Below are 26,067 nucleotides of genomic sequence, written 5' to 3' on the forward strand. Positions count from 1 at the left end.
ACTCTGTCTCCTGAAGTCGTCCTGTTTATAAAGTTATCTACTTTATAAACAGGCGGATAGACTAATAACGGTGAGGTTATTCGTCGTGAATATAAGATTAACTGTATATCATTCTACTGCAACCTTAGCACCACGGCGAGCAGTGCTATTTTATTTTTATAATCATTAGGATAGCGACGTTTACTCGGTGAAAATATTAAGATGTGGGGTTGGCTAAAATATACAATAAAGAAAAGTGAGAGAGAAGTAGTGGCGATGCGGGATTACCAAAGCACCAAACCGTTTTTATCTATCCGTTTAAGGCATTCAGATAACGCTTCGCCATCGGGGAAAATAAGATCAGGTGCAATATCTGCCAACGGGTAGAGCATAAATTCGCGCTCTTTCAAACCATAGTGTGGCACAGTAAGGCGATCGGTTTTAATCACCAGTGAGCCATACAGCATGATATCCAGATCCAGCGTGCGTGGCCCCCAGCGCTGTTCTTTCCTCACCCGCCCTTGGTTACGTTCAATCGCCTGCGTGTGGTCTAACAATTGCTCTGGCGGGAGGTCAGTATCTAACGCCACCACAGCATTAAGGAAATCGGGTTGATCTTGCGGGCCTAACGGCTTGGTGCGATAAAACGGCGAACACGCCACTAACCGGGTGCGCGGCAGATACTCCAACGCTTCCAACGCCGTTTTGACCTGTTGCAGTGGCATGGACTGGTTACTGCCCAGCGCGATATAGACCCGGTTCATGATGCGAATTATGCCCCTTCTTTACGTGGTGCCGGTTTCCGTGGGCGGCGAGGACGTGAACGCCGTGGTGCCGGATCCGCACCTAATGTATTTAGCATGTTTTTCTGTTGCAGTGGCGTAGCTTCCTGGAATTCTCCCCACCACTGTGCCAGGCGCTGCAACTCATGGTTTTTTTCCACTTCGGAACGCAGCAACAGTAGGTCATAAGCGGCACGGAACTTTGGATGCTCCATCAGTTTATGTGCCCGTTTGCCCTGACGACGCGACAGGCGCAGTTGCAGTAACCAGATATCCCGCACCAGCGAGGTAATACGCTTTGGAATCGCCAACGAACGGCACTCTTCATCCAGCACATCATTCATTGCCAATGCAAAAGCATCGTAATATGCCAGGCCGCTTTCCTGCGTCAATTTCTGCGCATGTTCGATCAATGGATACCAAAGCATAGCGGCAAATAAGAATGCTGGATTGACGCGTTGATCATTATGCAAACGGTGGTCGGTATTTTTCAGCACCTGTTCCAGGATGCGTTCCATCGGCGAGTCATGCTCTTCGGTGAAGTGACGCGCAATCAGTGGGAATAGGGGCTGAAATAGCTGATATTCACACAGTTTCAGATAGGTTTTATAGCCATAACCCGATTGCAGCAGTTTAAGCGATTCTTCAAACAGGCGGGCGGGCGGGATTTCGCGTAGCAAGGAGGCCAGACGTGGGATCGGCTCGGCAGTTTCTGGGCTAAGAGTCATATCAAGTTTTGCGGCAAAACGAACAGCACGCAGCATCCGCACTGGATCTTCACGGTAGCGGGTTTCAGGAGAGCCAATTAGACGGATAATGCCTGCTTTCAGATCACGCAAACCGCCGGTGTAATCGCGCAATGCAAAATCAGAAATACCGTAATACAGGCTGTTAATGGTGAAATCGCGGCGTTGGGCATCATCTTCAATCGTACCGAAGATATTATCGCGCAGCAGCATACCATTTTGCGCCTGCTGAGAAGAATTCTTGTCGCTATCTTCCGCAGGTTGTTGTTCATGGTGACCACGGAAAGTCGCGACTTCAATGATTTCCGGGCCGAACATCACATGAGCCAAACGGAAACGACGGCCCACCAGACGGCAGTTGCGAAACAGCTTTCGTACCTGTTCTGGAGTGGCGCTGGTGGTGATATCAAAATCTTTAGGTTTCTTGCCCAGCAATAGATCACGGACACCGCCGCCCACCAGATAGGCTTCATAGCCCGATTTATTCAGGCGATAAAGAACCTTCAGCGCATTATCGCTGATATCTCTGCGAGAAATATTGTGTTGATCTCGCGGAATAATCGTCATCGAACTCTGTTGTGAAGAGGGCACAGCATGACTTTTGTGGCCGGTATTTGTTCTGGTGGGCCTTCTCTCTTTGCGCGCCACGTTATCTTCACCGGGCACTTTATCTTTACAGGCACTGTTATCACGGGCCGCATTGTCACGGACAGTTTTGTCTTCGCGGACATTTTTGTCATCGCGAATCAGTACCTTACGGCAAAAGTTGGCTACTCGGGTAAAAATGGTACACCTCGATAGTGGCTAATAAATAACAGAACTACAGAAAAACAGCGGCTAATCATAGCTCACCGTGCTTCTTTTGAGAATGCTGTTGTGTTTTCAATGGGGGCTATCGCCCCCTGACGCGGGATTGAGGCCAGCGTCCAATGTTCGACTGCAAAACGTAATAATAACGGCAAATCAAGATCTTGCCAGCATTCTGGCAAGGGTTGACGCAAAAACTTCAGCGCATCAACTAAAACGGGCCGTGGATCGCCATTCGGCAGCGGTATAGCATGATTCTGCTTGGAAAGCTTATTACCCTCATTATTGAGCGCCAGCGGCAGGTGTAAGTAGCTGGGGGCCGGCTGCTGCAACTGCTGATAAAGGGCTATCTGGCGAACTGTCGGTTCAATCAAATCAGCCCCGCGCACCACTTCAGTCACCCCTTGAAAAGCATCGTCAACCACTACTGCCAGATTATAAGCGAACAACCCATCACGGCGACGAATAATAAAATCCTCTTCGGCCAGCGCGGGTTCTGCATACAGTTCACCCAGTAATTTATCACAAAAGGCGTAAATCGGCTGAGTCTGTCGTAAACGAATGGCGGCCCCATGCGCGGGCAAATGGCGATCACGACAATGGCCGTCGTAGAAGCCTCCAAGGTGTTGGATTCTGCTGCGGGTGCAGGTGCAGTAATAACTTAATCCTTGCTGCTTCAACCAATTAAGGGTGGCACGATAAGCGTCATGACGCTGTGATTGATAGATAATCGGGCCATCCCAGTGCAGGCCATAATGGTCTAATGCGGCCAAAATACGGGCGGCAGCGCCAGGGATTTCACGCGGGGGATCAATATCTTCAATACGTACCAGCCAGCTCCCGCCTTGGGCACGGGCTTGCAGGTAGCTACCGAGTGCGGCAATCAGCGAACCGAAATGCAAATCACCTGACGGAGAGGGTGCAAAGCGCCCTACATAGCCTGACTGTCGAGCATTGATATTTTCGGACATAAAAGGGAAGGGAGATCCAACGTGATAAATACGGTGCCGGAGGTGACTCAGGCACCGTGTCATATCCTTGGTATTTGGAGCTGTAGGGTTGTTAGCAACGCTCTCTCATCCGAATCAACTTACTTGAGTAAGCTCACCGGGATTATGAGCCTCATCAGAGGCTCACCCTGGGGCCAGCACTGTTCAAAATGGTTTACAACCAATTTGTCATTTGCTTGCTGCCACCTATAGCTCCAACTTCTTTGGATATACAGATTATTGCTGTATTTAGCCTGCCATCTGCTTTTCGCGGATTTCGGCAAGAGTTTTACAGTCAATGCATAAATCTGCAGTTGGCCGTGCTTCCAGACGGCGAATCCCAATTTCTACGCCACAAGACTCGCAGAAACCGAAATCGTCATCCTCGACTTTCTTCAGCGTTTTCTCGATCTTTTTAATCAGTTTACGCTCGCGGTCGCGGTTACGCAGTTCAAGACTGAACTCTTCTTCCTGTGCCGCACGGTCTACCGGATCTGGGAAATTAGCAGCTTCGTCTTGCATATGCGATACAGTACGATCTACTTCATCCCTGAGCTGGTTGCGCCATGCTTCAAGAATCAGCTTGAAATGCGACAACTGGGCGGCGTTCATATACTCTTCGCCTGGCTTCTCTTGGTATGGTTCTACCCCAGCGATGGCGAGAATGCTCAAGGACGAGGTTTTACGTTTTTGCCCTTCTTGCATGATGCTTCTCCTACAATCATACGCACTTTCGAAATCCCCAATAGGGGGAAAAATCAGGCCGCTATAAATAACAGAAGGAAGGTAGGTTGGCAATTATTCCTGTCGCCTGCTTGACAATGATGTGAAGGAAGGCGTATTTGGCGAGCCACTCAATGCAATAATCGCTTCTTTAATTCAGCGCTTATTGGTTAGAGCGTTTCGTCCAGTAATAGCGGTAAACGGGCATCCAGCGCAATACCGTCAGGCGATAGTTGAAAACCATAACAAATAACCTCCACTCCTGCTTGCTGAGCCTGAGCCAGCAATTCTGCATAGCGACTGTCAATGTGTCGGGCCGCAGAGACTTGTCTGATACCCGTATGCAATACGGCAAAAAAAAGTACTGCCCGGTGACCGTGGGCAACCATGCTTTGTAGTTCTCTAAGATGCTTTTGCCCTCGCAGAGTGACAGCATCTGGGAAATACCCACAGTGTTGTTGTAATAAGGTCACCGACTTGACTTCAATATAGCAGTTAGACCTATTTTCTGCCTGTAATAACAAGTCTATACGGCTGTTCTCATCCCCATATTTAATCTCTCTTTTGACAGAAGTGTAACCAGATAATTCAATTAGCTGGTTATTATCTATCGCTAAACTAGCTAACTCATTGGCACGTAGAGTATTTACGCAAATCCAATCACCGGTTTGGGTTTGAGTTAGCTCCCAACTGTGGGGATATTTCCGTTTCGGATTGTCCGATGTTGAGTACCAGACCGTATCCCCTGGAGTTGCACAGCCGGTCATTGCTCCTGTATTAGCGCAATGAATGGTCAACGCTTCTCCGGCGGGCGTCACAATATCAGCTAAAAAGCGTTTATACCGCTTAATAAGTGTGGCTGGCTGTAACCTTGGGTTAAAAGATAACAATTTGGTGTCAAACAGCATTAAATTTCCTTTTCCTCACGGGCAGCCAGCGGCCAACTTTGCACTATTTTATAGCGGGTGCGGCCTCGGGCGAAGACGGATTCATACAGTGAAAAAGAATTCACAGGGAAAATTTCATTTGTGGTTCTGGCCGGAATGGCGACGGGGCGAATAGCTCCGCGGAATAAGGTGACATGGGGATGAAAAGGCAGTGGTGTTTGGTAACAGCCACTGCGCGCTGCTTGCGAACGCAGTAACTGAGCCAACTGTAACAGTCCGCGCGGGGGATTTTTACAACCCAACCACACCACGCCGGAGCCGGGCCAGTGGCCGATATCATCCAATGTGACATTAAAACCAGACTGACTGATGCGCCCGGCTTGTTGTTGCAATACCTGTGCTTTCGCGTCACTGACCTCACCGAGAAACGCCAGTGTCAGGTGAAGGTTAGCCGCAGCAATAGGGCGGCCAGCTTGTGGCGGGAAGTTATCTGCTCGCCATTGCACCATATTTTGTTGCAAGGCATCAGGTAGTGTCAGGGCAAAAAACAGACGCCGAAAGCTAGTTTTATCAACGGTATTAATCATTAGGCTGGCATAATCACTCGGCTAAATACGCTATACGGTCATGATGTTACAATGACTGACGATGAAAGTAGAGAGTATGGGGAAGAATGTGGTGGTGAGTCAGAGAGAAAATGCTGCGCAGATAGCGGCTTTACCGGTAGGCGAAGTGCTCAGTGAGATCTTATCTGCGTTACAAACCTCACCGCAAGTCTTGCTCCATGCCCCCACCGGAGCCGGTAAATCGACATGGCTACCGCTGCAAATCCTGAAATATAGCAGATTGTCAGGCCGTATTATCATGTTAGAACCCCGGCGGCTGGCAGCAAAAAATGTGGCTTATCGCCTGGCGCAGCAGTTGGGTGAACTGCCGGGCCAGACCGTGGGTTACCGGATGCGTGCCGAAAGCAAAACGGGGCCGAACACGCGCCTGGAAGTGGTAACCGAGGGTATTCTGACCCGGATGCTTCAGCAAGATGCCGAGCTTACCGGCGTTTCATTGGTGATTCTTGATGAATTTCACGAACGCAGTTTGCAGGCTGATTTGGCGCTGGCGCTGTTACTTGATGTGCAGCAAGGGCTGCGTGATGATCTCAAACTGCTGATTATGTCCGCCACGCTGGATAACCTGCGCCTTTCTGCATTGCTGCCATCCGCCCCAGCGATTGTCTCTGCCGGGCGCAGCTTTCCTGTCGATCGCAGCTATCAGCCCTTGTCGAGCCATGAACGGCTGGAGGACGGTGTTGCGAATCGCGTTAAACGATTATTGAACGAGCAAACCGGTTCTTTGCTGCTCTTTTTACCCGGTGTCAGTGAGATTCATCGCGTTATGGAACGGTTACACGGCCAAGTTGCCGGTGATACTGACCTTTGCCCACTGTACGGCGCACTGCCGCTCAGTGAGCAGCAAAAAGCCATTCAACCGGCCCCTGCCGGGCGGCGTAAAGTGGTGCTGGCAACCAATATTGCTGAAACCAGTCTGACCATCGAAGGTATTCGGTTGGTGGTGGATAGTGGGCTGGAACGGGTGGCGCGTTTTGATGTCAAAAATGGCCTGACCCGTTTGGCAACCCAACGCATCAGCCAGGCATCGATGGTGCAACGAGCCGGTCGTGCCGGGCGGCTGGAACCGGGCATTTGCTGGCATCTGTTTGCCAAAGATCAGGGCGAGCGGGCTGCGGAATACAGCGAGCCGGAAATCCTTAATAGTGATTTATGTAACCTGTGGCTGGAACTGCTGAACTGGGGATGTCAGGATGTGGCGCAATTGAGTTGGCTGGATCAACCGCCATCGGCTGCTCTGGCTGTCGCCCGCGACTTGTTGCTGCGGTTAGGGGGCATTAATGTGAACGGCCATTTAACCGGAGCAGGGCGCACGATGGCGACGCTGGGCTGTGACCCCCGCCTGGCCGCCATGTTGTGTGCCGGTGCAGCACAAAGCCCCGACGCACTGGCAACGGCGGCGCTGCTGGCAGCCATTTTGGAAGAACCGCCGCGTTCCGGCCAGATTGATTTACATGATTGGCTTAGTCGCCCGCAACCCCACTGGCTGCGGCGAGCAAGGCAGTTGACGCAACGCTTTAATCAACGCGCTGGCAGTATTGACAGCTCACTGGCTGGTCAATTGTTGGCGCAGGCTTATCCGGATAGGGTGGCGCAACAGCGAGGGCAGGATGGTCGCTACCTGCTGGCTAACGGAATCGGCGCTGCAATGGCACAAGACGAGGCGTTATCCCGCGCCCCTTGGCTGGTGGTTGCCGGGTTACTACAAAGCCACAGCGGGCCGGACGCGCGCATTTTACTGGCATTACCGATTGACATTGAATCGCTGGCTAAGCAATTACCACAGCTCGTTGAAGAACGCACCGTGGTGGAGTGGGATGAAGAGAAAGGCACGCTGCGCGCCTGGCGGCGCTGGCAAATTGGGCGGTTAACCTTACGGGCGCAACCATTAGCGAAACCGAGTGATGAAGCATTGCAATCGGCATTGCTAAACTGGGTACGCGAGCAAGGGATGCAAGTCCTTAATTGGGATGAAAATGCCGAGCAGCTCCGCACCCGCTTACAATGCGCCAGCCGCTGGTTGCCAGAAGAGCCGTGGCCTGCAGTGGATGATGACAGTTTACTGGGCAAACTGGAGCTATGGTTGCAGCCGTCGTTATCCGGTGTGCGGGATTTGCGCAGATTACGGCAAGTGAATATTAGTGAGGCACTAACCCGTTTGTTGAGCTGGCAGTTACGTCAACGACTGGATACTGAGCTACCAACTCATTACACTGTGCCCACCGGTAGCCGTTTGCTAATCCGCTATTATATTGATCGGCCCCCGGTGTTAGCTGTGCGTTTGCAGGAAGTGTTTGGTGAACAGCACAGCCCGATGTTGGCAAGCGGGCGGGTGGCGGTAGTGCTAGAGCTGCTCTCCCCGGCACATCGGCCATTGCAGATTACCGGCGATCTCGCCGCTTTCTGGCAAGGGGCCTATCGCGAGGTACAAAAAGAGATGAAAGGGCGCTATCCCAAACATGTCTGGCCGGATGATCCCGCGAATACCCGGCCAACACGTAGGATCAAGAAGTATCAGGATAACTAACAACATCTGGCCAACAGCCAATAATTTCAGATGTTTCCCCTTTCTATTCGATAAATTGGGGAATATATGATACCCAACGTAATTCGAGTTGCAGGAAGGCGGCAAGCCAGAGACAAATTGGTTGTAAACCACTTTGAACAGCGCTTGCGCTGGCCCGCAGGGTGAGCCTCTGATGAGGCTCATAGTCCCGATAAGTATACTGTAGTCAGTGATTCGGGTGATTGAACGCAGCCAACGCACATGCAGCTTGAAGTATGACGGGTATAAGCCGCAATAATCGCCAACGCGCGTGGAGAGAAAGACATGTCTGGGGATGACCGCGAGCCAATTGGACGTAAGGGCAAGAAAGCCCAACCCAAAGCTGCACCGAAACGGCCACTGCGCCGGCGGCGTGATGAAGATGAATACGAAGAAGAGCATTTTGATGACGAAGAGTATGACGATGATGACTACGATGATGAGGAAGAACCGATGCCAAGAAAGGTAGCATCACGTCTGCCACGTAAAAAACGCCGCTGGCTCGGCTTGTTTATCAAACTGTTCTTGGTCGGTGCCGTGGTGCTGGCTATTTACGGGGTTTACCTCGACTCGCAAATTCGCAGCCGTATCGATGGCAAAGTCTGGCAATTGCCCGCCGCTGTCTATGGCCGCATGGTTAATCTCGAACCGGGCATGTCTTATAGCAAAAAAGAGATGATCGATTTGCTGGAAGGGATGCAATACCGGCAGGTCACCCGTATGACGCGCCCGGGTGAGTTCACTGTTCAGGGTGACAGCATTGATATCCTGCGCCGGCCGTTTGATTTCCCGGATGCGAAAGAGGGGCAGATCCGCGCCCGTTTGGTGTTTAAAAACGATCGTCTGGCCCAGATCCAAAATCTGGATAGCCAGCGTGATTTTGGCTTCCTGCGCCTTGATCCTAAGCTTATCACCATGTTGCAATCCCCGAATGGTGAGCAACGCCTGTTTGTGCCACGAGCCGGCTTTCCTGATTTGTTGGTCGATACCTTATTGGCAACCGAAGACCGCCATTTCTATGAACATGATGGTATCAGCCCGTACTCTATTGGCCGTGCAGCTATCGCCAACCTGACCGCCGGAAAAGCGGTGCAGGGCGGCAGTACTCTGACACAACAGTTGGTGAAAAACCTGTTCCTGACCAATGAGCGTTCGCTGTGGCGTAAACTTAACGAAGCTTATATGGCGTTGCTGGTCGATTACCGTTACAGCAAAGACCGGATACTGGAACTGTATCTGAACGAAGTCTATCTCGGTCAGAGTGGTAGCGATCAGATTCGGGGTTTCCCACTGGCGAGTCTCTATTACTTCGGCCGCCCGGTAAACGAACTGAGCCTTGACCAGCAAGCGATGCTGGTGGGTATGGTCAAAGGAGCATCGCTGTATAACCCGTGGCGTAACCCAACGCTGGCACTTGAACGGCGCAATCTGGTGCTGCGTTTGTTGCAAAATCAGGGCATTATCGACGCCGAGCTTTATACCATGCTCAGTGCTCGCCCGTTGGGTGTGCAGCCCAAAGGCGGCGTCATTACGCCCCAACCGGCCTTTATGCAGATGGTACGTCAGGAGCTGCAACAGAAGCTGGGCGACAAGATTAACGATCTGTCCGGTGTGAAGATCTTCACCACGCTAGATCCAGTTTCACAAGATGCGGCAGAAAAAGCCATCGAAGACGGGATTCCAGCGCTGAAAGCGGCCCGTCATCTGGATGATCTGGAAGCGGCAATGGTGATAGTTGACCGTTTCAGTGGTGAGGTACGTGCTATGGTCGGTGGGGCGCAGCCGCAATATGCCGGTTTTAACCGCGCAATGCAGGCTCGCCGTTTGGTCGGTTCTCTTGCCAAGCCGCCAACCTATCTGACCGCCCTGAGCCAGCCGGATAAATACCGCCTTAATACCTGGCTTGCAGATCAACCGCTGTCGATCAAATTGCCAAACGGCACATCGTGGCAGCCGAAAAACTACGATCGCCAGTTCCGGGGGCAGGTGATGTTAGTCGATGGGTTGGCTAACTCGCTGAACGTGCCAACGGTCAATCTGGGTATGTCGGTTGGGCTGGATCAGATAAGTGCTATGTTACAGCGTCTGGGCATCCCGAAAGCGGTAATTACTCCGGTTCCGGCCATGTTGTTGGGCGCAATAGATCTGACGCCAATCGAAGTGGCACAGGAGTATCAGACCATCGCCAGTGGTGGCAATCGTGCGCCGCTGTCTGCTGTGCGTTCGGTGATTGCAGAAGATGGCACCGTGCTGTATCAGAGCTTCCCGCAGGCGGAACGCATGGTGCCAGCACAGGCGGCTTATCTGACACTTTATGCGATGCAACAAGGGGTTGCGCGCGGGACATCCCGTTCGCTGTCGGTGAAATTCTCTAAATACACTCTGGCGGCTAAAACCGGTACCACCAACGACCTGCGTGATAGCTGGTTTGCCGGTATCGATGGCAAAGAAGTGGCCATCGCCTGGGTTGGGCGTGACAACAATGGCCCGGCGAAACTGACCGGTGCCAATGGTGCGTTGACACTGTATCGCCGCTATTTGGAGAACCAAACTCCGCTGCCGTTGGTATTGCAACCACCGGAAGGGATTAGCCAGATGAACATTGATTCGGCGGGTAACTTTGTCTGCGGTGATGCCAGTGGTATGCGCTCCATCCCTGTCTGGACTGAGAACCCACAAGGGCTGTGTCAGGCGGCTCAACCTGCTCAGGCAGATACCAAGCCGGATGGCGATGGTGTCGCTGGTTGGATCAAAGATATGTTTGGTCAGTAATGTTTTGCTGATTGGCACGGTTGTGATAACCGTGCCAATCACTGTCGTTCCTCTGCCTCCCACAATTCCAGCCCATTCAATCGCCACGGTATAGCGCTTGCAGTTCGCTGTGAGTTACGCATAAACTACCTGCTTTGATAATTATTTCACTTTGATAACTATTATCGTTTCGATTCACTTTCTCGCTATCTTCCGATAACGTTTGGGTCGTAATAACCATCAAATTTGTTAACTTTTAATTGCGCACAGCAGGGTACCATTTTGGACCAACAGGCAAGCCAACCCAGCACTTTCATGCTTCGCGAACTGAGTTTCTCGGTTCCCGGCCGAACCTTATTACAACCACTGTCACTTACCTTTCCACAGGGAAAAGTCTGCGGTTTAATTGGCCATAACGGTTCCGGAAAATCGACACTGTTAAAAATGCTGGGCCGCCACCAACTGCCTTCCAGTGGTGATGTTCTGCTTAATGATGTGCCGCTGGCTCAATGGGATAGCAAAGCCTTTGCGCGCGAAGTGGCGTATTTGCCGCAACAGTTACCGGCAGCCGAAGGGATGACCGTGCGTGAACTGGTGGCGATTGGCCGCTATCCGTGGCATGGCGCGTTAGGTCGCTTTGGTCAGAAAGACCGCCTGCAAGTAGAAGAGGCGATTGCGTTAGTCGATTTGAAACCGCTGGCAGGGCGTTTGGTGGACAGCTTGTCCGGTGGTGAGCGGCAGCGGGCCTGGTTGGCGATGCTGGTGGCACAAAACAGCCGTTGTTTGTTGCTTGATGAGCCGACTTCTGCGCTGGATATCGCACATCAAGTAGAGGTTTTGGGGCTAATTCAGCACCTCAGTCACGAACGTGGCCTGACCGTCATTGCCGTGTTACACGATATCAATATGGCCGCTCGCTATTGTGACCATTTGGTCGCGCTGCGCGGTGGTGAAATGATAGCGCAAGGCCCGGCAGACTGCCTGATGCAGGGCAAGGTCTTGGAGCAAATCTACGGTATCCCCATGGGGATCTTGCCGCATCCGGCCGGTGGCGCGCCGGTAAGTTTCGTTTATTAATGAAAATGTTGTCAACCTTGGTTCAACGCCACTCATCGACACCGGATTATACTCGCCGCCGACTACTCACTGCTTTGGCATTGTCGCCGCTACTGTTTGCCCTACCGGGACGGGCGACGAATGTGCCTCAAATTGATATAAATCGCATAGTTGCACTGGAATGGCTACCGGTTGAATTACTGCTGGCACTGGGGGTAACCCCTTATGGGGTGGCGGATATTCATAATTACCGGTTATGGGTTGAAGAGCCTAACTTACCTGCCAGTGTGATTGATGTCGGTCAGCGTACTGAGCCAAATCTGGAGTTGTTGCAACAGATGGCTCCGTCGCTGATTTTAATGTCGCAAGGCTATGGCCCTTCGCCAGAAAAACTCTCGCCAATCGCGCCTTCCATGAGTTTTGCTTTTAATGAACAGGGCAGCTCCCCGCTGGCGGTAGGTAAAAACTCATTACGCACTCTGGGGCAGCGCTTGGGGCTAGATGCTGTTGCAAATCAACATATTGCAGACTTTGACGACTTTATAGCATCAGCCCGCTTGCGGCTGTGTGATGATTGTCAGTCACCCTTATTGATGTTCACTCTGCTCGATACTCGCCATGCGCTAATTATCGGTCAGGGCAGCCTGTTTCAGGATGTTTTGAACAGCTTAGGCATTGAAAATGCCTGGCAGGGCGAAACCAATTTTTGGGGCAGCACCGTGGTGGGCATTGAGCGTCTGGCGACGATAAAGTCGGGCCGGGCAATCTATTTCGGGCATGGTAATAGTGAAATGTTACAACAAGTTGCCCGTACCCCGCTGTGGCAATCCATCTCTTTTGTACGCGACAATCAGTTACGAACAGTACCTGCGGTCTGGTTCTACGGTGCGACGCTGTCAGCGATGCGCTTTGTCCGTTTATTGGAACAGGCATGGGGTAAATCATCATGATGATGAATACCTCGCGCAAGAGCCTTCTGCTGCCTGCGGGTTTACTGAGTTTGCTTTTGATTACTGCGGTAGCATTGACGCTATACAACTTGTGCCAATTATTGCCGGTTTCATTGTGGGCTGAGGCGCTGTGGCGGCCAGATAGTGATGATGTGCGCCAAATGTTATTTTATTACAGTCAGTTACCCCGATTGGTCGTCGCGCTACTCACCGGTGCCGGGCTGGGGTTAGTGGGGGTGTTATTCCAGCAAGTGCTGCGTAATCCACTGGCTGAACCGGCCACGCTTGGCGTAGCCGCCGGTGCCCAGCTTGGCTTGACGGTCGCGACCTTGTGGATGCTACCGGGCGGTGAACTGACCCGCCAACTGGCGGCAATGGCCGGAGGGACGGCTATCGGCGCGTTGGTTTTTGGCGTGGCTTGGGGTAAACGCTTATCGCCTGTCACCTTGATTTTAGCGGGATTGGTTCTCGGCCTGTACTGCGGTGCGGTAAATGGTTTGCTGGCGCTATTTAACTATGACCAACTGCAAGGGCTGTTTTTGTGGAGCAGCGGCGCGTTGAACCAGCAGGACTGGAGTACCGTACAGTTTATTCTGCCACGCTTATTGATCACCTGCGTATTGGCTGCGTTACTGATTCGTCCATTAACCCTTTTGGGGCTGGATGACGGTATCGCCCGTAATTTGGGCTTGGGATTATCATTGGCACGCCTGAGCGCATTGGGTGTGGCAATTCTATTCAGTGCAATGTTAGTTAACGCGGTAGGTGTGATTGGATTTATCGGTCTGTTTGCGCCGTTACTGGCAAAAATTCTCGGTGCGCGACGGTTAGCACAGCGCTTGATTCTGGCACCGATCATCGGGGCGTTACTGTTATGGGTTACCGATCAGAGCATCATCTGGCTGACGCAAGTTTGGCGGGAGATTCCTACCGGTGCTGCGACCGCATTAATCGGCGCTCCGCTACTGTTGTGGCTGCTGCCGCGTTTACGCAGCGCTAGCGCCCCAAATATGGATTTTGGCGGCCATGTTCCGGTTGAACGCCAGCGTTTGCGATTATGGGTCGGTGCCGGTTTACTGTTATTGCTGGCGGGGATGATTGTCGCGTTGATGTTTGGACGTGATAGCCAGGGCTGGAGTTGGGTCAGCGGTGATCAGATACAGGCGTTGTTACACTGGCGCTGGCCACGGGTGTTGGCAGCATTGGCTGCTGGCATGATGCTGGCGGTAGCAGGAACTTTAATCCAAAAACTGACCGGCAACCCAATGGCTAGCCCTGAAGTGCTGGGCATTAGCTCGGGGGCAGCGTTTGGTGTCGTGATTATGTTATTTATCGTACCGGGTAATGCATTGGTGTGGTTGCTACCTGCGGGTAGTTTAGGCGCGGCGGTAACGCTGTTACTGATTATGGTGGTTGCCGGGCGAGGGGGGTTCTCTCCGGGTCGAATGCTGTTGGCGGGCATTGCGATCAGCACCGCTTTTACCACCGTAATCACCATGTTGCTGGCCAGTGGCGATCCACGTATGCGAGGAGTGCTGGCATGGATTTCAGGTTCAACCTACGCTGTTGGTAGCCAGCAGGCATTGACCACTGGGCTAATTGCCGTGATATTGATAGCGTTAGCACCGCTGTGCCGCCGCTGGTTAGTTATCCTGTCACTGGGAGGGGCAACGGCCAGATCATTAGGTATGGCGCTGGCACCGAGCCGGTTAGCGATTTTACTGCTAGCCGCCTGTTTAACCGCCGCCGCTACGCTGACAGTCGGCCCGTTAAGTTTTGTTGGCCTGATGGCACCCCATATGGCTCGTATGCTCGGTTTCCGCCGTGCCATCCCCCAACTGATGATTGCCGCAATGTTGGGGGGCCTACTGATGATATTTGCCGACTGGTGTGGGAGGATGTTGCTATTTCCTAACCAGATCCCTGCAGGGTTATTAGCGACGTTTATCGGTGCACCGTATTTTGTTTATTTATTACGCAAACAAGGGCGGTAATTTTACTGTCAGTCAACTGCACCACCAATGTGATATACAAATATGACATTGGGTGGTGCAGTTTTAAAAGAAATCCCCACGATTTCATCACATATTTTGTCCATTAATAATCATGGCAGTAATGTTATTCTCTGAATAGTATTCGTTCATTTTATAGCACACCGCTTTGGTCGGGGATATTCATAATATAATTAACATCGATAATAAAATGATGCATTCTCCTTTTTATCTGTGTCATTAATTCCTGGTATGTTGTCGGGTGTTAGCCTGTTTTCTTTCTGCCATAAACAGACCAAATAACAACAACCGATAGAGCATAGAATGCTAAAATACATAATATGGCTGTAATGACAGACCCGGTCATTGCCAGCGAAGAACCCATGATTTTAGGAATAAAGAAACCACCAGACGCACCGATAACAGAAATAAAACCCAATGCTGTTGCTGTGTCTGCAACCGCATGGCGTTGGGCATCTTCATCACTACCGCCCTGTGCTTTAATCCGGTTAGCGGAGACTTTACGAAATACGACGGCGATCATCTGGTAGGTTGAACCACTACCAAAACCAGCAGTAACAAATAACATCATAAAAATACAGAAGAAAGCTGCGAACGAGCCGTTGTTGTTAGCATCTGGTAAGGTGAAGATCAGCATCAATATCAAGATTGCCATCAAGACAAAATTTGCCGCCGTCACTAAAGCCCCGCCAAAGCGGTCAGCAAGGATTCCACCTAAAGAACGGGCCAATGCCCCAAGGAATGGCCCAAAAAAGGCGAAATATAAAATCTCGATCTCAGGAAATTGGACGGTCGATAACATGGCAAAAGCTGCCGCATAGCCAATAAAGGAGCCATAAGAGGCGAAATACAACAGCCCCAGCACCCATAAGTGACCATTTTTTAAAATCCCCAATTGACTATTTAATGAGGGTTTCTGTATTGCGAGGTCATTCATACCAAACCAGGCCAGTAAGGTTGCGATGCTCAACGGAATCACCCAGATCCATGCTGCATTCTCTAGCCACATTCTTTCGCCATTGGCTAATTCTTTACCTTCACTGCCAAAAAAGCTGAATAAAGAAATTGAGATTATAACGGGTACAATCAATTGCATGGCACTGACGCCCAGATTACCAAAACCACCGTTATAACCGAGAGCTTGCCCTTGTTTATCCTTTGGATAAAAGAAGCTGATATTTCCCATGCTGGATGCAAAATTTGCACCGGCGAAACCGCAAAGGAGTGCAATAAGAACAAAGGTTTCGAAGGTTGTGGACAGGTCCTGCACGGCAAATCCTAGCCAGGCGCAAGGAATAATCAAAAAGCCAGTACTAATTGCAGTCCAGCGGCGACCACCGAAGATGGGCACCATAAAGGAATAAGGAATACGTAATAATGTTCCTGACACAGAGGGTAATGCTGCCAATAGAAATAATTTCTCTGAGGAGAAAGTAAAACCAATATGATTCAAATTTACGGCTAATGCGCTAAATAACATCCAAACGCAGTATGCTAATAGCAGGCAGGCAATGGAAATATATAAATTTCTCTTGGCTATATGTTGCCCTGTCTGCTCCCAGAATGTTGTGTTTTCTGGTTGCCAATGGGACAGTAAACTACCTTTTTCATTGTTATATACATTCGATGTTTGCGTCATAAAATCCTCTTTCTAATTCATTTAGATTCGCTCTCATTCTTTTGAGTTATTACCAAAATCTGAGAGTAAATGTTGTAGCCCATCTCAGCTTCCTATTGTTATCACAGCACATAACATGTATTTAATATTTGTTTTTTCATTAATACAACTTAAATTAGCTTGTTATTTCATTAAAAATAATTAATTTAAAATTAATAACGTTATTAATTGTTTTATGATAGACATTTATGTTTTTAATCATGACGAAGTGATAGATAAACTATTTGTTTTAGTATCTTTGGGCGGGCAGATTGAAAAAAAACCTAAATTCTGTGGAAAACAGAACTCAGGTTTTCTGTTGTAGTTTAAAATCACCTCAGTAAAGAGATGGCTTTCTATCTATTTGAAATCAATTATCCAAGATTAAAGTTTAGCGAAGCACCGGCGGGCGGCATCGATAGTCTTCTGGATATCTTCTTTACTGTGTGCCACAGACATAAAACCTGCTTCAAATGCGGAAGGAGCCAAATAGACGCCTTCGTCCAGCATCAAATGGAAGAAACGTTTAAAGCGCTCAACGTCACAATTCATCACATCCTGATAGCAGGTAACAGTTTCAGCGTGAGTAAAGAAAATACCGAACATGCCTCCGACATGATTTACCACTAGCGGGATATTCTCTGCTTTAGCTGCTTTTAACAGACCGTTTGCTAATGAATCGGTCAGTTCAGTTAGCGTTTCATGTATACCCACCTGTGCGACTGCGGTCAGACAGGCAAAACCGGCTGCCATAGCGATAGGATTACCGGACAGCGTGCCAGCTTGATAAACCGGGCCAGTCGGTGCCAGCGCATCCATAACATCACGACGGCCGCCGAAAGCACCTACCGGCATACCACCACCAATGATTTTACCCAGGCAGGTCAGGTCAGGAACTACTTTGTAGTAATCCTGCGCGCCGGCTAAGGCGACACGAAAGCCGGTCATGACCTCATCGATAATCAGCAAGGCACCGAATTCATCACATAATTCACGCAGGCCAGGCAGGAATTCCGGTAACGGCGGAACGCAGTTCATGTTGCCTGCAACCGGTTCGACGATGATGCAAGCGACTTCCTGTGGGTATTGCTCAAAGGTTTCCCGCACGGAGGCCAGACAGTTATAGGTACAGGTTAGGGTATGTTTGGCAAAATCGGCAGGGACACCTGGAGAGTTTGGTTGGCCGAGGGTCAATGCGCCGGAACCTGCTTTTACCAGCAGGCAATCCGCGTGACCGTGATAGCAACCTTCGAATTTGATGATTTTATCGCGGCCAGTAAAGCCCCGTGCCAGGCGGATAGCACTCATGGTTGCTTCTGTACCAGAGTTGACCATTCGCACCATGTCCATTGTTGGCACCAGATTAGTGACCAACTCAGCCATTTTGACTTCCATTTCAGTTGGCGCACCGAAACTTAAACCACGTTCAACGGCTTCAATCACCGCCTGGCGGATAGCCGGATGATTGTGGCCCAAGACCATCGGCCCCCAAGAGCCAACATAGTCAATGTAAGCCTTCCCATCGACATCAAACAGATAAGCGCCGTCAGCACGTTCAATAAATAGCGGAATGCCCCCAACACCGGTGAATGCACGTACCGGAGAGTTAACCCCGCCTGGAATTAACTTTTTTGCCTCGGCATACAGAGTTTCAGATTTATTCATAAACTGGCTCCTAAATTGGTATTGGCTCACTCAGGCCAAATGAAGAATGCTGCTTATTCTAAAGAACTGACAGCGGTTATCAAATGATTGGGCATATTTAACGCTTAGCTTGCGCGGCGTGCCGCAAATCATCAGAAATAACAGTCGCTATCAATAAAAGCGTCTTTCTGAGCCAGATCATTTCTCCAGCGCTTAAGCAGGCGCATCATATGTAACTGCGTTAGACTTACGCAATTGCATATTTGTATTACTTATTAACTAATCGATAAACATATTAATTATGACTGATTCAACATCAAATATTGCTGCTGAAAGTGTCACTGAACTTAAGCGTGGTCGCTTTATCAGAGCATTGGTTAATCGTGATAAGACGCCGTTGGTGATCCTTCTCATGGCCGCTCTCGTCGGGGTTATCACCGGTTTACTCGGTGTCGCATTTGATAGAGGCGTTGATTGGATTCAGCAACAGCGGTTGGCAACACTGGCGAAGGTGGCTGACTATGCGATTCTGGTGTGGCCGCTGGCTTTTATTATGTCGGCTCTGCTGGCAATGATGGGCTATTTTTTGGTTCGTCGTTTTGCGCCGGAGGCGGGTGGTTCGGGGATACCCGAAATTGAGGGAGCGATGGAAGAGATGCGGCCAGTGCGCTGGTGGCGGGTTATTCCGGTTAAATTTATCGGCGGCCTCGGTACTTTGGGGGCGGGTATGGTATTAGGTCGTGAGGGACCGATGGTACAGATGGGGGGGAATAGTGGGCGCATGGTTGTGGATATCTTTCGGTTGCGCAGCCCTGAAGCCCGTCACTCATTATTAGCCACCGGTGCGGCAGCCGGTCTGTCTGCGGCATTCAACGCACCTCTGGCTGGGATTTTGTTTGTTATTGAAGAGATGCGCTCGCAGTTCCGTTACAGCCTGGTTTCGATCAAAGCGGTCTTTGTTGGGGTCATTACTTCGACTATTGTTTATCGCTATTTTAATGGCGAACGTTCAGTTATTGATGTCGGTAAGTTGAGTGAAGTTCCGCTGAATACCTTATGGCTCTACCTGCTGTTAGGTATTGTTTTTGGTGCCGTGGGGGTGATTTTCAATGCATTAATATTCCGTACACAAGATATGTTTATGCGTTTTCATGGCGGTGATTGGCGTAAACTGGTGTTGATTGGCGGCCTGTTAGGAGGAATGTGCGGTTTATTAGCATTGATTCATGGTGAGGCAGTTGGCGGTGGTTTTGCGCTGATCCCTATCGCGGTGGCGGGCAACTTTAGTATTGGTATGCTGCTATTCATATTTATTGTGCGGGTTGTCACTACCTTACTGTGCTTTGGTTCAGGTGCTCCGGGCGGGATATTTGCACCGATGCTGGCATTAGGAACCATTCTTGGAACCGCCTTTGGTCTGGCCTGCGCGCATCTATTCCCGCAATATGGCATTGAGGTAGGGACTTTTGCCATCGCAGGTATGGGGGCACTGTTTGCCGCTTCAGTTCGTGCGCCGCTGACCGGTTTGGTGCTGGTTTTGGAAATGACCGATAACTATCAACTTATTTTACCAATGATAGTGACATGCCTGGGGGCGACATTAATCGCGCAGTTTATGGGGGGGAAACCCTTGTATTCTGCTATCTTAGCCCGCACATTACAAAGACAAGCGCAAGCGGCCGCGCAACAGGCGGTGGTTGAAAATGATGCTCAAACAGGCAGATAATATATAACATTAGCCAGCAATACTTGAATGAATTACTCAGGTATTGGATAATTGATCCTTAGATCAGGCTGCCATTGTAGTAACCTGCAACTCGAACACCGGTTGGGAGTGATGAGTATGAGCGATGAAACAGTACTGCCCCTACAGTTTACCGAGGCAGCGGCGAAGAAAGTTAAACTGCTGATTTCTGATGAGGAAAACCCGAATCTGAAACTGCGGGTTTACATTACCGGTGGCGGATGCAGCGGGTTCCAGTATGGCTTTACTTTTGATGACCAAATCAACGATGGCGATATGACCATTGAGAAGCAAGGTGTTGAATTGGTAGTTGATCCAATGAGTCTGCAATATCTGGTTGGTGGTGCGGTGGATTACACCGAAGGGTTAGAAGGTTCACGTTTTATCGTCACTAATCCGAATGCGAAGAGCACTTGTGGCTGCGGTTCCTCCTTTAGCGTTTAGTCCGTTTGCCGCAATATTGGTATAAAAAAACCGCAACCTTCACCGTCGCGGTTTTTATCATCTGAATCGCCATTCTACAGTAAATCAGTTGTGTCATCGGACTATTGCTACTCAGCGATATGTTGCCTGGCGCAATAAAGGAATGACTGATTATTTAAGAACTTGAAGATCTGAATTACATAAATTCAGCCAATGAATCTATCAATGTTCTATTTCAAATGTGGGCAATTTTAAGCGCCAGCGGATAGCGGCAAGCCGAATACCGAGGGTAATGCCCATGCCCAGCATCATCGCCTGTTGCAATGGCATATTAAAAGTATAGAACGCCGTGGCATGAACGATGCCACCAATGATACAGGCTGTGGCATAAATCTCAGTTCGCAGGATCATGGGGATCTCACGCGCTAAAACATCACGAATAATTCCGCCGCCAACACCGGTGATAACCCCCATACAAATTGCCACTAATGGGCTGGCCCCGGCAGCAAAGGCTTTATTTACGCCGATACCCACGAATACCGCCAAACCAATGGCGTCAAGCACTGGCAGAATCCATTTCGGGGTGCGTCGGGGCTGGCGAACTAACAAAATGGTTATCAGACAAGTCACCATTGCGACCACCAGATCGGTTGGATCTTTTACCCAAAACACGGGGCCATTAGCCAGTGCCATATCGCGAATAGTGCCGCCACCGACGGCGGTAACCACCCCCAATACCAGTACCCCGAATGGGTCCATGCGTAACTTCCCCGCCAGTAATACACCAGAAATAGCAAATACCGCAGTACCTAAAATATCCAGCCAATAAACCAGCATTAATGTGACTCCGCCACCGGGGTTGGGATACTGGCCATTTGTTGGCACAGCTGTTTAGCGGCCAGCAGAATACGTGGGCCAGCACGATTAAACCAGTCCTCATTAAGGGTTATGACGGGTGCGTCAATTTGTGGCTGCCAAAAAGCGCTGACGTTATCGGCTTGTGACTGTGTTCCACCGACGACGATCAGCTGTGGTTGACGGGTCATTACTTGCTCTCGGCTGACCTGCGGCCAAGGGACGGGACTTGCGGCAAAAATATTTTTACCGCCGCACAGCGAAACGACTTCGCTCTGCAAGGTGTGGCCAGAGCTGGTAAATAAGGGTTGTGTGCCAAATTGGAGGAAGGTGCGCAGTGGCTCATTACGTGCATAACGGCTGCGTAACTCCGCAACCTGCTGGCGGAACTGCTCCGCTGCCTGATGTGCCTGCTCTGGATGTGGGCTGTATTGCGCCAATTTATCCAGATCAGATGCAATCTGATCAAGGTTAATCGGATCAGAATAGAGGATCGGAATACCAAAAGCTGCCAGTTGATCCAGTGGGCGCTGTGGATTACCGCCGCGCCAGGCGAGGATCAAATCTGGCTTTAAAGCCAGAATTCGCTCGACGTTAACCCCCTGCCATGATGCCACATGTTCAAGCTGTTTGGCTGCTTCTGGATAATCGGAGTAAGCGCTCACCGCTACCAATTTATCGCCTAAACCGGCGGCATACGCCAGCTCAGTGGTGCTGGGTGATAAACTGATAACTCGCTGTGCAGCCCAGAGGGGGAGTGTCAGCAGGCCGGTCAACAATATTGCACCCAGCCGTATCATAGAAACCCTACTGAACGGCATCATTAAGCGGGTTGACCCAGAGTGGCCAACATTGCTTCTATCATCCGAGTGGATTGTTTAGCCGCAACCACCAGGAACTCGTCAAAGCTGAGGTGGGATTCCTGATCAGCCACGTCAGAAATGGCGCGAACGACAACAAAGGGCGTTTTGAACAAGTGGCATACATGGCCGATGGCGGCGGCTTCCATCTCTACGGCAGCTACTGTCGGGAAGCTGGCACGGATGCGTGCCAGAGGCGCTGCGCCATTAATAAAAGCATCACCGCTGCAAATCAGGCCGCGCACTGCGTTCAGATTCAATTGTTTGATGCAGTTTTCTGCCAATGCAATCAGCTCGGCATCAGCAACGAAAGCTGCCGGGCAGCCAGCCATTTGGCCTGGTTCATAGCCGAAAGCGGTCACATCAGCGTCGTGATAGCGCACTTCGCTGGAAACAACGATATCGCCGACTTTCAGGTTGGGGGCCAGGCCACCCGCAGAACCGGTGTTAATCACCATATCAGGCTGGCAATGCTCTAACAGCAAAGTCGTGCCCATTGCCGCAGAAACCTTACCGATGCCAGATTTAAGTAATGCAACGTCAACGCCATTCAATTGGCCGGTGTAAATTTCACAGCCAGCACGCGCCAGTGTTTCACGGTTTTTAATCTGGTCACGCAGCAACGTCACTTCTTCTTCCATTGCACCTATAATGCCTACTTTCATATGTATTCCTGCTGATTTAAAGAGTGAATTAGTCTGTAATTAACGGCAGACAGTTTATCAGGTAAGTCGTATATCAGGGTAATTCGGCAATGAAAATGCGTAATGTGCCGCAGTTCATACGTAATCAATTGCATCTGCTGGCGGGAGCCGGTATCACTATTTACAGCACATGTTTATGCGTAATGATCAGGAGAAAATATGTCCGGGATCGACTTTAGGCAGAAAATCAGTTTTCAGCGGCCATTTGGTAAATCCAGCTCGGCGGAAGATGAATACGAGATCACCAGAGTGTTTGAAAGTGATCGTGGCAGGATAGTTAATTCTGCCGCTATCCGGCGTTTGCAGCAAAAAACGCAGGTATTCCCACTGGAACGCAATGCCGCAGTACGTAGTCGGTTAACCCATTCGCTGGAGGTGCAGCAGGTGGGGCGTTATATCGCCAAAGAGATCCTGAATCGCTTTAAGCAGGATAAAAAAATCACCGCTTATGGTTTGGATAAACTGCTTGATCCTTTTGAAAGTATTGTCGAAATGGCTTGCCTGATGCATGACATTGGCAACCCTCCGTTTGGTCATTTTGGTGAATCGGCCATTAATAACTGGTTTACCAAACAGATGGACCCTAATGGCGGTGGTGCTGAACCTCGGGGCAAAGATCAGTGCCTGATTCATGTGCTGAAACTGCGGGAAGGTGAGTCTGAACTTAATATTTTGCGCAGTAAAATCCGTCATGACCTCAGCCAGTTTGAGGGGAATGCACAGGCAATTCGCTTGGTTTACAGCTTATTAAAGCTGAATCTGACTTATGCTCAGGTCGGATGCATTCTTAAATATACCAAACCCGCTTATTGGTCTGCTGATATCCCACCGTCACATCACTATTTGATGAAAAAACCGGGTTTTTATCTGGCCGAAGAACACTATGTTAAAGATTTACGTCGCGAACTCAATATGGGCGAGTTTAACCGTTTTCCTCTAACATATATTATGGAAGCGGCTGATGATATTTCTTATTGTATTGCTGACCTCGAGGATGCTGTCGAAAAAACTATTTTCAGCGTAGAGCAACTTTATGAGCATCTGATGCAGGAGTGGGGCGAGGTGACTCACGGTGATCTGTTTGATAAAGTCGTCGGTGGTGCATTCCGTCAATTAGGCCGTGGGCAGGGGCGGCGTAGTTCAGAAGATCAATTTTTCATGTATTTACGGGTGAATACCGTGGGGAAATTAGTTCCTCATGCCGCACAACGCTTTATTGAACATCTTCCGGCAGTATTTTGTGGTTCGTTTAATCAAGCTTTATTAGAAGATTCTAGTCCTGCGTGTAAATTACTGCAAACCTTCAAAAAGGTCGCAGCGAAACACGTATTTAATCATCCGGAAGTAGAACAGCTTGAATTACAAGGGTATAGAGTAATAAGTGGGTTGCTGGATATTTATAGCCCGCTATTAGCTATGCCGCAAACTGCATTTACCCAATTGGTAGTAGAAGACACTCACCGCCAGTATCCCATTGAAACTCGGTTGTTCCATAAATTGTCGACGAAACATCGGTTGGCTTATGTTGAATCAACCGAAAATTTACGTAATTTACCGACTGAACAATATGAGATATATGAATATTATTATCGTGCGCGGCTAATCCAGGATTATATCAGCGGTATGACAGATCTTTATGCTTACGATGAGTATCGTCGTTTAATGGCTGCGGAATAACATATCGAGTAATGGCGAGTTGTCCGTTTAATAAGTTATAGTTTTGTAAAGACGGACAATATTTTTTACTATTGCTATTATTAGCTCTGTGAACTTCATTCCCCATATTTAATCTTACTATGCAAGACGTAAGTTTGTTACGTATCATTTAATTGACCCAATTGTTAATTGTATAGCGAGAACTTGAATACATGAAAAAAACAACTTTAGTGTTAAGTGCATTGGCATTGAGCATCGGTTTCGCCCTGGGGCCGGTCTCTTCTGCGGTTGCGGCAGAAACGGCTTCTTCCAGCAGCCAGCAGCTTCCTAGCCTGGCGCCTATGCTAGAGAAAGTTATGCCTTCGGTCGTCAGTATTAATGTAGAAGGCAGTACGCAGGTTAGCAATGCCGGTGCTGCGGGCCGGATGCCACCACAGTTCCAGCAATTCTTTGGTGATGACTCTCCATTCTGCCAGGATGGTTCGCCGTTCCAAGGCTCTCCGATGTGTCAGGGGGGGCAGGGCGGTCAAGGTGGTCAGCCAAGTAAACAGGAGTTTCGTTCCCTTGGTTCGGGTGTGATCATTGATGCCGCTAAGGGTTATGTGGTTACTAATAACCACGTTGTCGATAATGCCACCAAAATCAACGTAAAGTTAAGTGATGGGCGCAGCTATGAAGCAAAAGTGATCGGTAAAGATCCACGTACCGATATTGCACTGTTACAGCTCAAAGATGCTAAGAATCTGACTGCGATTAAAATTGCTGATTCTGACCAACTGCGCGTCGGGGATTATACCGTTGCTATTGGTAACCCCTATGGGCTGGGTGAAACCGTCACCTCAGGTATCGTGTCGGCCTTGGGACGCAGTGGTTTGAATGTGGAAAACTACGAAAACTTTATCCAGACTGACGCTGCGATTAACCGGGGTAACTCTGGCGGTGCGTTGATCAATCTCAACGGTGAGCTGATCGGAATTAACACCGCAATTCTGGCTCCGGATGGCGGTAATATCGGTATCGGGTTTGCTATCCCAAGTAACATGGTGAAAAACCTGACATCACAGATGGTTGAGTTCGGCCAAGTGAAACGTGGCGAACTGGGTATCATGGGCACAGAGTTGAACTCTGAGCTGGCCAAAGCCATGAAAGTGGATGCACAGAAAGGCGCGTTTATCAGTCAGGTCATGCCAAAATCTGCGGCGGCCAAAGCTGGGATCAAGGCGGGTGATGTGATTGTCAGTATGAACGGTAAAGCCATCAATAGCTTCGCTGGCTTCCGTGCTGAAATCGGTACTTTACCGGTGGGGAGCAAAATGACGCTGGGCCTGCTGCGTGACGGCAAACCGATCAATGTTGAGGTCACTCTGGAGCAGAGCAGCCAAACTCAGGTTGACTCCGGCAATCTCTACACCGGGATTGAAGGTGCGGAGTTGAGCAATACTGACGTTAACGGTAAGAAAGGCGTGAAAGTTGATAGCGTGAAAGCGGGGACCGCTGCGGCACGTATTGGCCTGAAAAAAGGCGATATCATCATGGGGATTAACCAACAACCAGTGCAGAACCTCGGTGAGCTGCGGAAGATCCTCGACACCAAACCATCGGTATTGGCATTGAGCATTCAGCGTGGTGATACTTCAATTTATTTATTAATGCAGTAACAATTTGATGTAG

Annotated in this window: 21 protein-coding genes; 10 read left to right on the top strand and 11 right to left on the bottom strand. The window is 49.8% G+C overall.

Annotated features, from left to right (window positions below; genetic code table 11):
- Window positions 1-263 precede the first annotated feature (263 nt).
- Together folK and pcnB are read right to left on the bottom strand one after the other, a co-directional pair.
- A complete protein-coding gene (gene folK / locus AT01_RS16010) occupies window positions 264-743 on the bottom strand; it encodes a 2-amino-4-hydroxy-6-hydroxymethyldihydropteridine diphosphokinase (protein ID WP_042547847.1) in 480 nt (159 codons plus the stop codon).
- Between the two features lie 8 nt (window positions 744-751).
- Window positions 752-2,074 (bottom strand): polynucleotide adenylyltransferase PcnB, encoded by a 1,323-nt coding sequence (gene pcnB, locus AT01_RS16015; protein WP_231583110.1) that lies wholly within the window; start codon window positions 2,072-2,074, stop codon window positions 752-754.
- A gap of 27 nt (window positions 2,075-2,101) precedes the next feature.
- Between pcnB and AT01_RS22365 the strand changes: the two genes are divergently transcribed.
- Window positions 2,102-2,308 carry a hypothetical protein gene (locus tag AT01_RS22365; RefSeq protein WP_042548667.1) on the top strand — a complete coding sequence of 69 codons (207 nt, stop codon included), beginning with the start codon at window positions 2,102-2,104 and terminating at the stop codon, window positions 2,306-2,308.
- A 47-nt stretch (window positions 2,309-2,355) separates the two neighbouring features.
- Here AT01_RS22365 and gluQRS read toward each other — a convergent pair whose 3' ends face one another.
- The 4 genes from gluQRS to thpR form a co-directional block, all read right to left on the bottom strand.
- Window positions 2,356-3,285, bottom strand: coding sequence for a tRNA glutamyl-Q(34) synthetase GluQRS (gluQRS, locus tag AT01_RS16025; RefSeq protein WP_042547849.1), 930 nt, complete (start codon window positions 3,283-3,285; stop codon window positions 2,356-2,358).
- A 267-nt stretch (window positions 3,286-3,552) separates the two neighbouring features.
- Window positions 3,553-4,008: an RNA polymerase-binding protein DksA gene (dksA, locus tag AT01_RS16030; protein ID WP_002209354.1), complete on the bottom strand. Its 456-nt coding sequence runs from the start codon at window positions 4,006-4,008 to the stop codon at window positions 3,553-3,555.
- Window positions 4,009-4,196: 188 nt separating this feature from the next.
- Window positions 4,197-4,934 (bottom strand): DNA/RNA nuclease SfsA, encoded by a 738-nt coding sequence (sfsA, locus tag AT01_RS16035; RefSeq protein WP_004704266.1) that lies wholly within the window; start codon window positions 4,932-4,934, stop codon window positions 4,197-4,199.
- Window positions 4,934-5,500, bottom strand: coding sequence for an RNA 2',3'-cyclic phosphodiesterase (thpR, locus tag AT01_RS16040; protein WP_042547850.1), 567 nt, complete (start codon window positions 5,498-5,500; stop codon window positions 4,934-4,936). Before thpR ends, sfsA begins: the two co-directional genes overlap by 1 nt.
- A gap of 76 nt (window positions 5,501-5,576) precedes the next feature.
- Between thpR and hrpB the strand changes: the two genes are divergently transcribed.
- The 5 genes from hrpB to fhuB all read left to right on the top strand — a co-directional run bounded on the left by hrpB (window position 5,577) and on the right by fhuB (window position 14,835).
- On the top strand, window positions 5,577-8,066 hold the full coding sequence (gene hrpB, locus AT01_RS16045; RefSeq protein ID WP_042547851.1) for an ATP-dependent helicase HrpB: 2,490 nt from the start codon (window positions 5,577-5,579) through the stop codon (window positions 8,064-8,066).
- Window positions 8,067-8,369: 303 nt separating this feature from the next.
- Window positions 8,370-10,856 carry a bifunctional glycosyl transferase/transpeptidase gene (gene mrcB, locus AT01_RS16050; RefSeq protein WP_042547852.1) on the top strand — a complete coding sequence of 829 codons (2,487 nt, stop codon included), beginning with the start codon at window positions 8,370-8,372 and terminating at the stop codon, window positions 10,854-10,856.
- A 261-nt stretch (window positions 10,857-11,117) separates the two neighbouring features.
- On the top strand, window positions 11,118-11,912 hold the full coding sequence (fhuC, locus tag AT01_RS16055; protein WP_042547853.1) for a Fe3+-hydroxamate ABC transporter ATP-binding protein FhuC: 795 nt from the start codon (window positions 11,118-11,120) through the stop codon (window positions 11,910-11,912).
- Window positions 11,912-12,841, top strand: a complete 930-nt coding sequence (gene fhuD / locus AT01_RS16060; RefSeq protein WP_042547854.1) for a Fe(3+)-hydroxamate ABC transporter substrate-binding protein FhuD — start codon at window positions 11,912-11,914, stop codon at window positions 12,839-12,841. The genes fhuC and fhuD overlap by 1 nt, the downstream gene beginning before the upstream one ends.
- Window positions 12,838-14,835 (top strand): Fe(3+)-hydroxamate ABC transporter permease FhuB, encoded by a 1,998-nt coding sequence (gene fhuB / locus AT01_RS16065; protein ID WP_042547855.1) that lies wholly within the window; start codon window positions 12,838-12,840, stop codon window positions 14,833-14,835. The genes fhuD and fhuB overlap by 4 nt, the downstream gene beginning before the upstream one ends.
- Before the next feature lie 262 nt (window positions 14,836-15,097).
- On the opposite strand, the gene AT01_RS16070 is transcribed toward fhuB, so the two are convergent.
- Together AT01_RS16070 and hemL are read right to left on the bottom strand one after the other, a co-directional pair.
- Window positions 15,098-16,492, bottom strand: coding sequence for a NarK family nitrate/nitrite MFS transporter (locus AT01_RS16070; RefSeq protein WP_042547856.1), 1,395 nt, complete (start codon window positions 16,490-16,492; stop codon window positions 15,098-15,100).
- Window positions 16,493-16,894: 402 nt separating this feature from the next.
- Window positions 16,895-18,175 carry a glutamate-1-semialdehyde 2,1-aminomutase gene (gene hemL / locus AT01_RS16075; RefSeq protein WP_042547857.1) on the bottom strand — a complete coding sequence of 427 codons (1,281 nt, stop codon included), beginning with the start codon at window positions 18,173-18,175 and terminating at the stop codon, window positions 16,895-16,897.
- Window positions 18,176-18,455: 280 nt separating this feature from the next.
- Between hemL and clcA the strand changes: the two genes are divergently transcribed.
- Both clcA and erpA read left to right on the top strand, forming a co-directional pair.
- Window positions 18,456-19,880: a H(+)/Cl(-) exchange transporter ClcA gene (gene clcA / locus AT01_RS16080; RefSeq protein ID WP_042547858.1), complete on the top strand. Its 1,425-nt coding sequence runs from the start codon at window positions 18,456-18,458 to the stop codon at window positions 19,878-19,880.
- Between the two features lie 117 nt (window positions 19,881-19,997).
- Window positions 19,998-20,342: an iron-sulfur cluster insertion protein ErpA gene (erpA, locus tag AT01_RS16085; RefSeq protein ID WP_004704282.1), complete on the top strand. Its 345-nt coding sequence runs from the start codon at window positions 19,998-20,000 to the stop codon at window positions 20,340-20,342.
- Between the two features lie 201 nt (window positions 20,343-20,543).
- On the opposite strand, the gene AT01_RS16090 is transcribed toward erpA, so the two are convergent.
- Genes AT01_RS16090 through mtnN form a run of 3 tightly spaced genes read right to left on the bottom strand, consistent with a single transcriptional unit; the run spans window position 20,544 to window position 22,701 of the window.
- A complete protein-coding gene (locus tag AT01_RS16090; RefSeq protein ID WP_042547859.1) occupies window positions 20,544-21,158 on the bottom strand; it encodes a TRIC cation channel family protein in 615 nt (204 codons plus the stop codon).
- A complete protein-coding gene (gene btuF, locus AT01_RS16095) occupies window positions 21,158-21,976 on the bottom strand; it encodes a vitamin B12 ABC transporter substrate-binding protein BtuF (RefSeq protein WP_144404952.1) in 819 nt (272 codons plus the stop codon). Before btuF ends, AT01_RS16090 begins: the two co-directional genes overlap by 1 nt.
- A gap of 23 nt (window positions 21,977-21,999) precedes the next feature.
- Complete coding sequence (gene mtnN / locus AT01_RS16100; protein ID WP_042547861.1) at window positions 22,000-22,701, bottom strand: 5'-methylthioadenosine/S-adenosylhomocysteine nucleosidase; 702 nt, start codon at window positions 22,699-22,701, stop codon at window positions 22,000-22,002.
- 198 nt (window positions 22,702-22,899) lie between these two features.
- Between mtnN and dgt the strand changes: the two genes are divergently transcribed.
- Window positions 22,900-24,417, top strand: a complete 1,518-nt coding sequence (gene dgt, locus AT01_RS16105; RefSeq protein ID WP_042547862.1) for a dGTPase — start codon at window positions 22,900-22,902, stop codon at window positions 24,415-24,417.
- 191 nt (window positions 24,418-24,608) lie between these two features.
- Entirely contained in the window at window positions 24,609-26,054 is a 1,446-nt protein-coding gene (gene degP / locus AT01_RS16110; RefSeq protein WP_042547863.1) for a serine endoprotease DegP, read from the top strand.
- Window positions 26,055-26,067: the final 13 nt, after the last annotated feature.

Origin of the sequence: Yersinia aldovae 670-83 (assembly GCF_000834395.1) — a bacterium.
GTDB classification, from domain to species: domain Bacteria; phylum Pseudomonadota; class Gammaproteobacteria; order Enterobacterales; family Enterobacteriaceae; genus Yersinia; species Yersinia aldovae.

What these genes read in the sequence shown, in the direction of transcription:
- hemL (WP_042547857.1), bottom strand. Translation starts at nt 18,175, where the DNA reads ATGAATAAATCTGAAACTCTGTATGCCGAGGCAAAAAAGTTAATTCCA.
- clcA (WP_042547858.1), top strand. Translation starts at nt 18,456, where the DNA reads ATGACTGATTCAACATCAAATATTGCTGCTGAAAGTGTCACTGAACTT.
- dgt (WP_042547862.1), top strand. Translation starts at nt 22,900, where the DNA reads ATGTCCGGGATCGACTTTAGGCAGAAAATCAGTTTTCAGCGGCCATTT.
- btuF (WP_144404952.1), bottom strand. Translation starts at nt 21,976, where the DNA reads ATGATACGGCTGGGTGCAATATTGTTGACCGGCCTGCTGACACTCCCC.
- erpA (WP_004704282.1), top strand. Translation starts at nt 19,998, where the DNA reads ATGAGCGATGAAACAGTACTGCCCCTACAGTTTACCGAGGCAGCGGCG.
- thpR (WP_042547850.1), bottom strand. Translation starts at nt 5,500, where the DNA reads ATGATTAATACCGTTGATAAAACTAGCTTTCGGCGTCTGTTTTTTGCC.
- degP (WP_042547863.1), top strand. Translation starts at nt 24,609, where the DNA reads ATGAAAAAAACAACTTTAGTGTTAAGTGCATTGGCATTGAGCATCGGT.
- fhuD (WP_042547854.1), top strand. Translation starts at nt 11,912, where the DNA reads ATGAAAATGTTGTCAACCTTGGTTCAACGCCACTCATCGACACCGGAT.
- AT01_RS22365 (WP_042548667.1), top strand. Translation starts at nt 2,102, where the DNA reads ATGACTTTTGTGGCCGGTATTTGTTCTGGTGGGCCTTCTCTCTTTGCG.
- AT01_RS16070 (WP_042547856.1), bottom strand. Translation starts at nt 16,492, where the DNA reads ATGACGCAAACATCGAATGTATATAACAATGAAAAAGGTAGTTTACTG.
- mtnN (WP_042547861.1), bottom strand. Translation starts at nt 22,701, where the DNA reads ATGAAAGTAGGCATTATAGGTGCAATGGAAGAAGAAGTGACGTTGCTG.
- folK (WP_042547847.1), bottom strand. Translation starts at nt 743, where the DNA reads ATGAACCGGGTCTATATCGCGCTGGGCAGTAACCAGTCCATGCCACTG.
- gluQRS (WP_042547849.1), bottom strand. Translation starts at nt 3,285, where the DNA reads ATGTCCGAAAATATCAATGCTCGACAGTCAGGCTATGTAGGGCGCTTT.
- pcnB (WP_231583110.1), bottom strand. Translation starts at nt 2,074, where the DNA reads ATGACGATTATTCCGCGAGATCAACACAATATTTCTCGCAGAGATATC.
- dksA (WP_002209354.1), bottom strand. Translation starts at nt 4,008, where the DNA reads ATGCAAGAAGGGCAAAAACGTAAAACCTCGTCCTTGAGCATTCTCGCC.
- mrcB (WP_042547852.1), top strand. Translation starts at nt 8,370, where the DNA reads ATGTCTGGGGATGACCGCGAGCCAATTGGACGTAAGGGCAAGAAAGCC.
- AT01_RS16090 (WP_042547859.1), bottom strand. Translation starts at nt 21,158, where the DNA reads ATGCTGGTTTATTGGCTGGATATTTTAGGTACTGCGGTATTTGCTATT.
- hrpB (WP_042547851.1), top strand. Translation starts at nt 5,577, where the DNA reads ATGGGGAAGAATGTGGTGGTGAGTCAGAGAGAAAATGCTGCGCAGATA.
- fhuB (WP_042547855.1), top strand. Translation starts at nt 12,838, where the DNA reads ATGATGATGAATACCTCGCGCAAGAGCCTTCTGCTGCCTGCGGGTTTA.
- sfsA (WP_004704266.1), bottom strand. Translation starts at nt 4,934, where the DNA reads ATGCTGTTTGACACCAAATTGTTATCTTTTAACCCAAGGTTACAGCCA.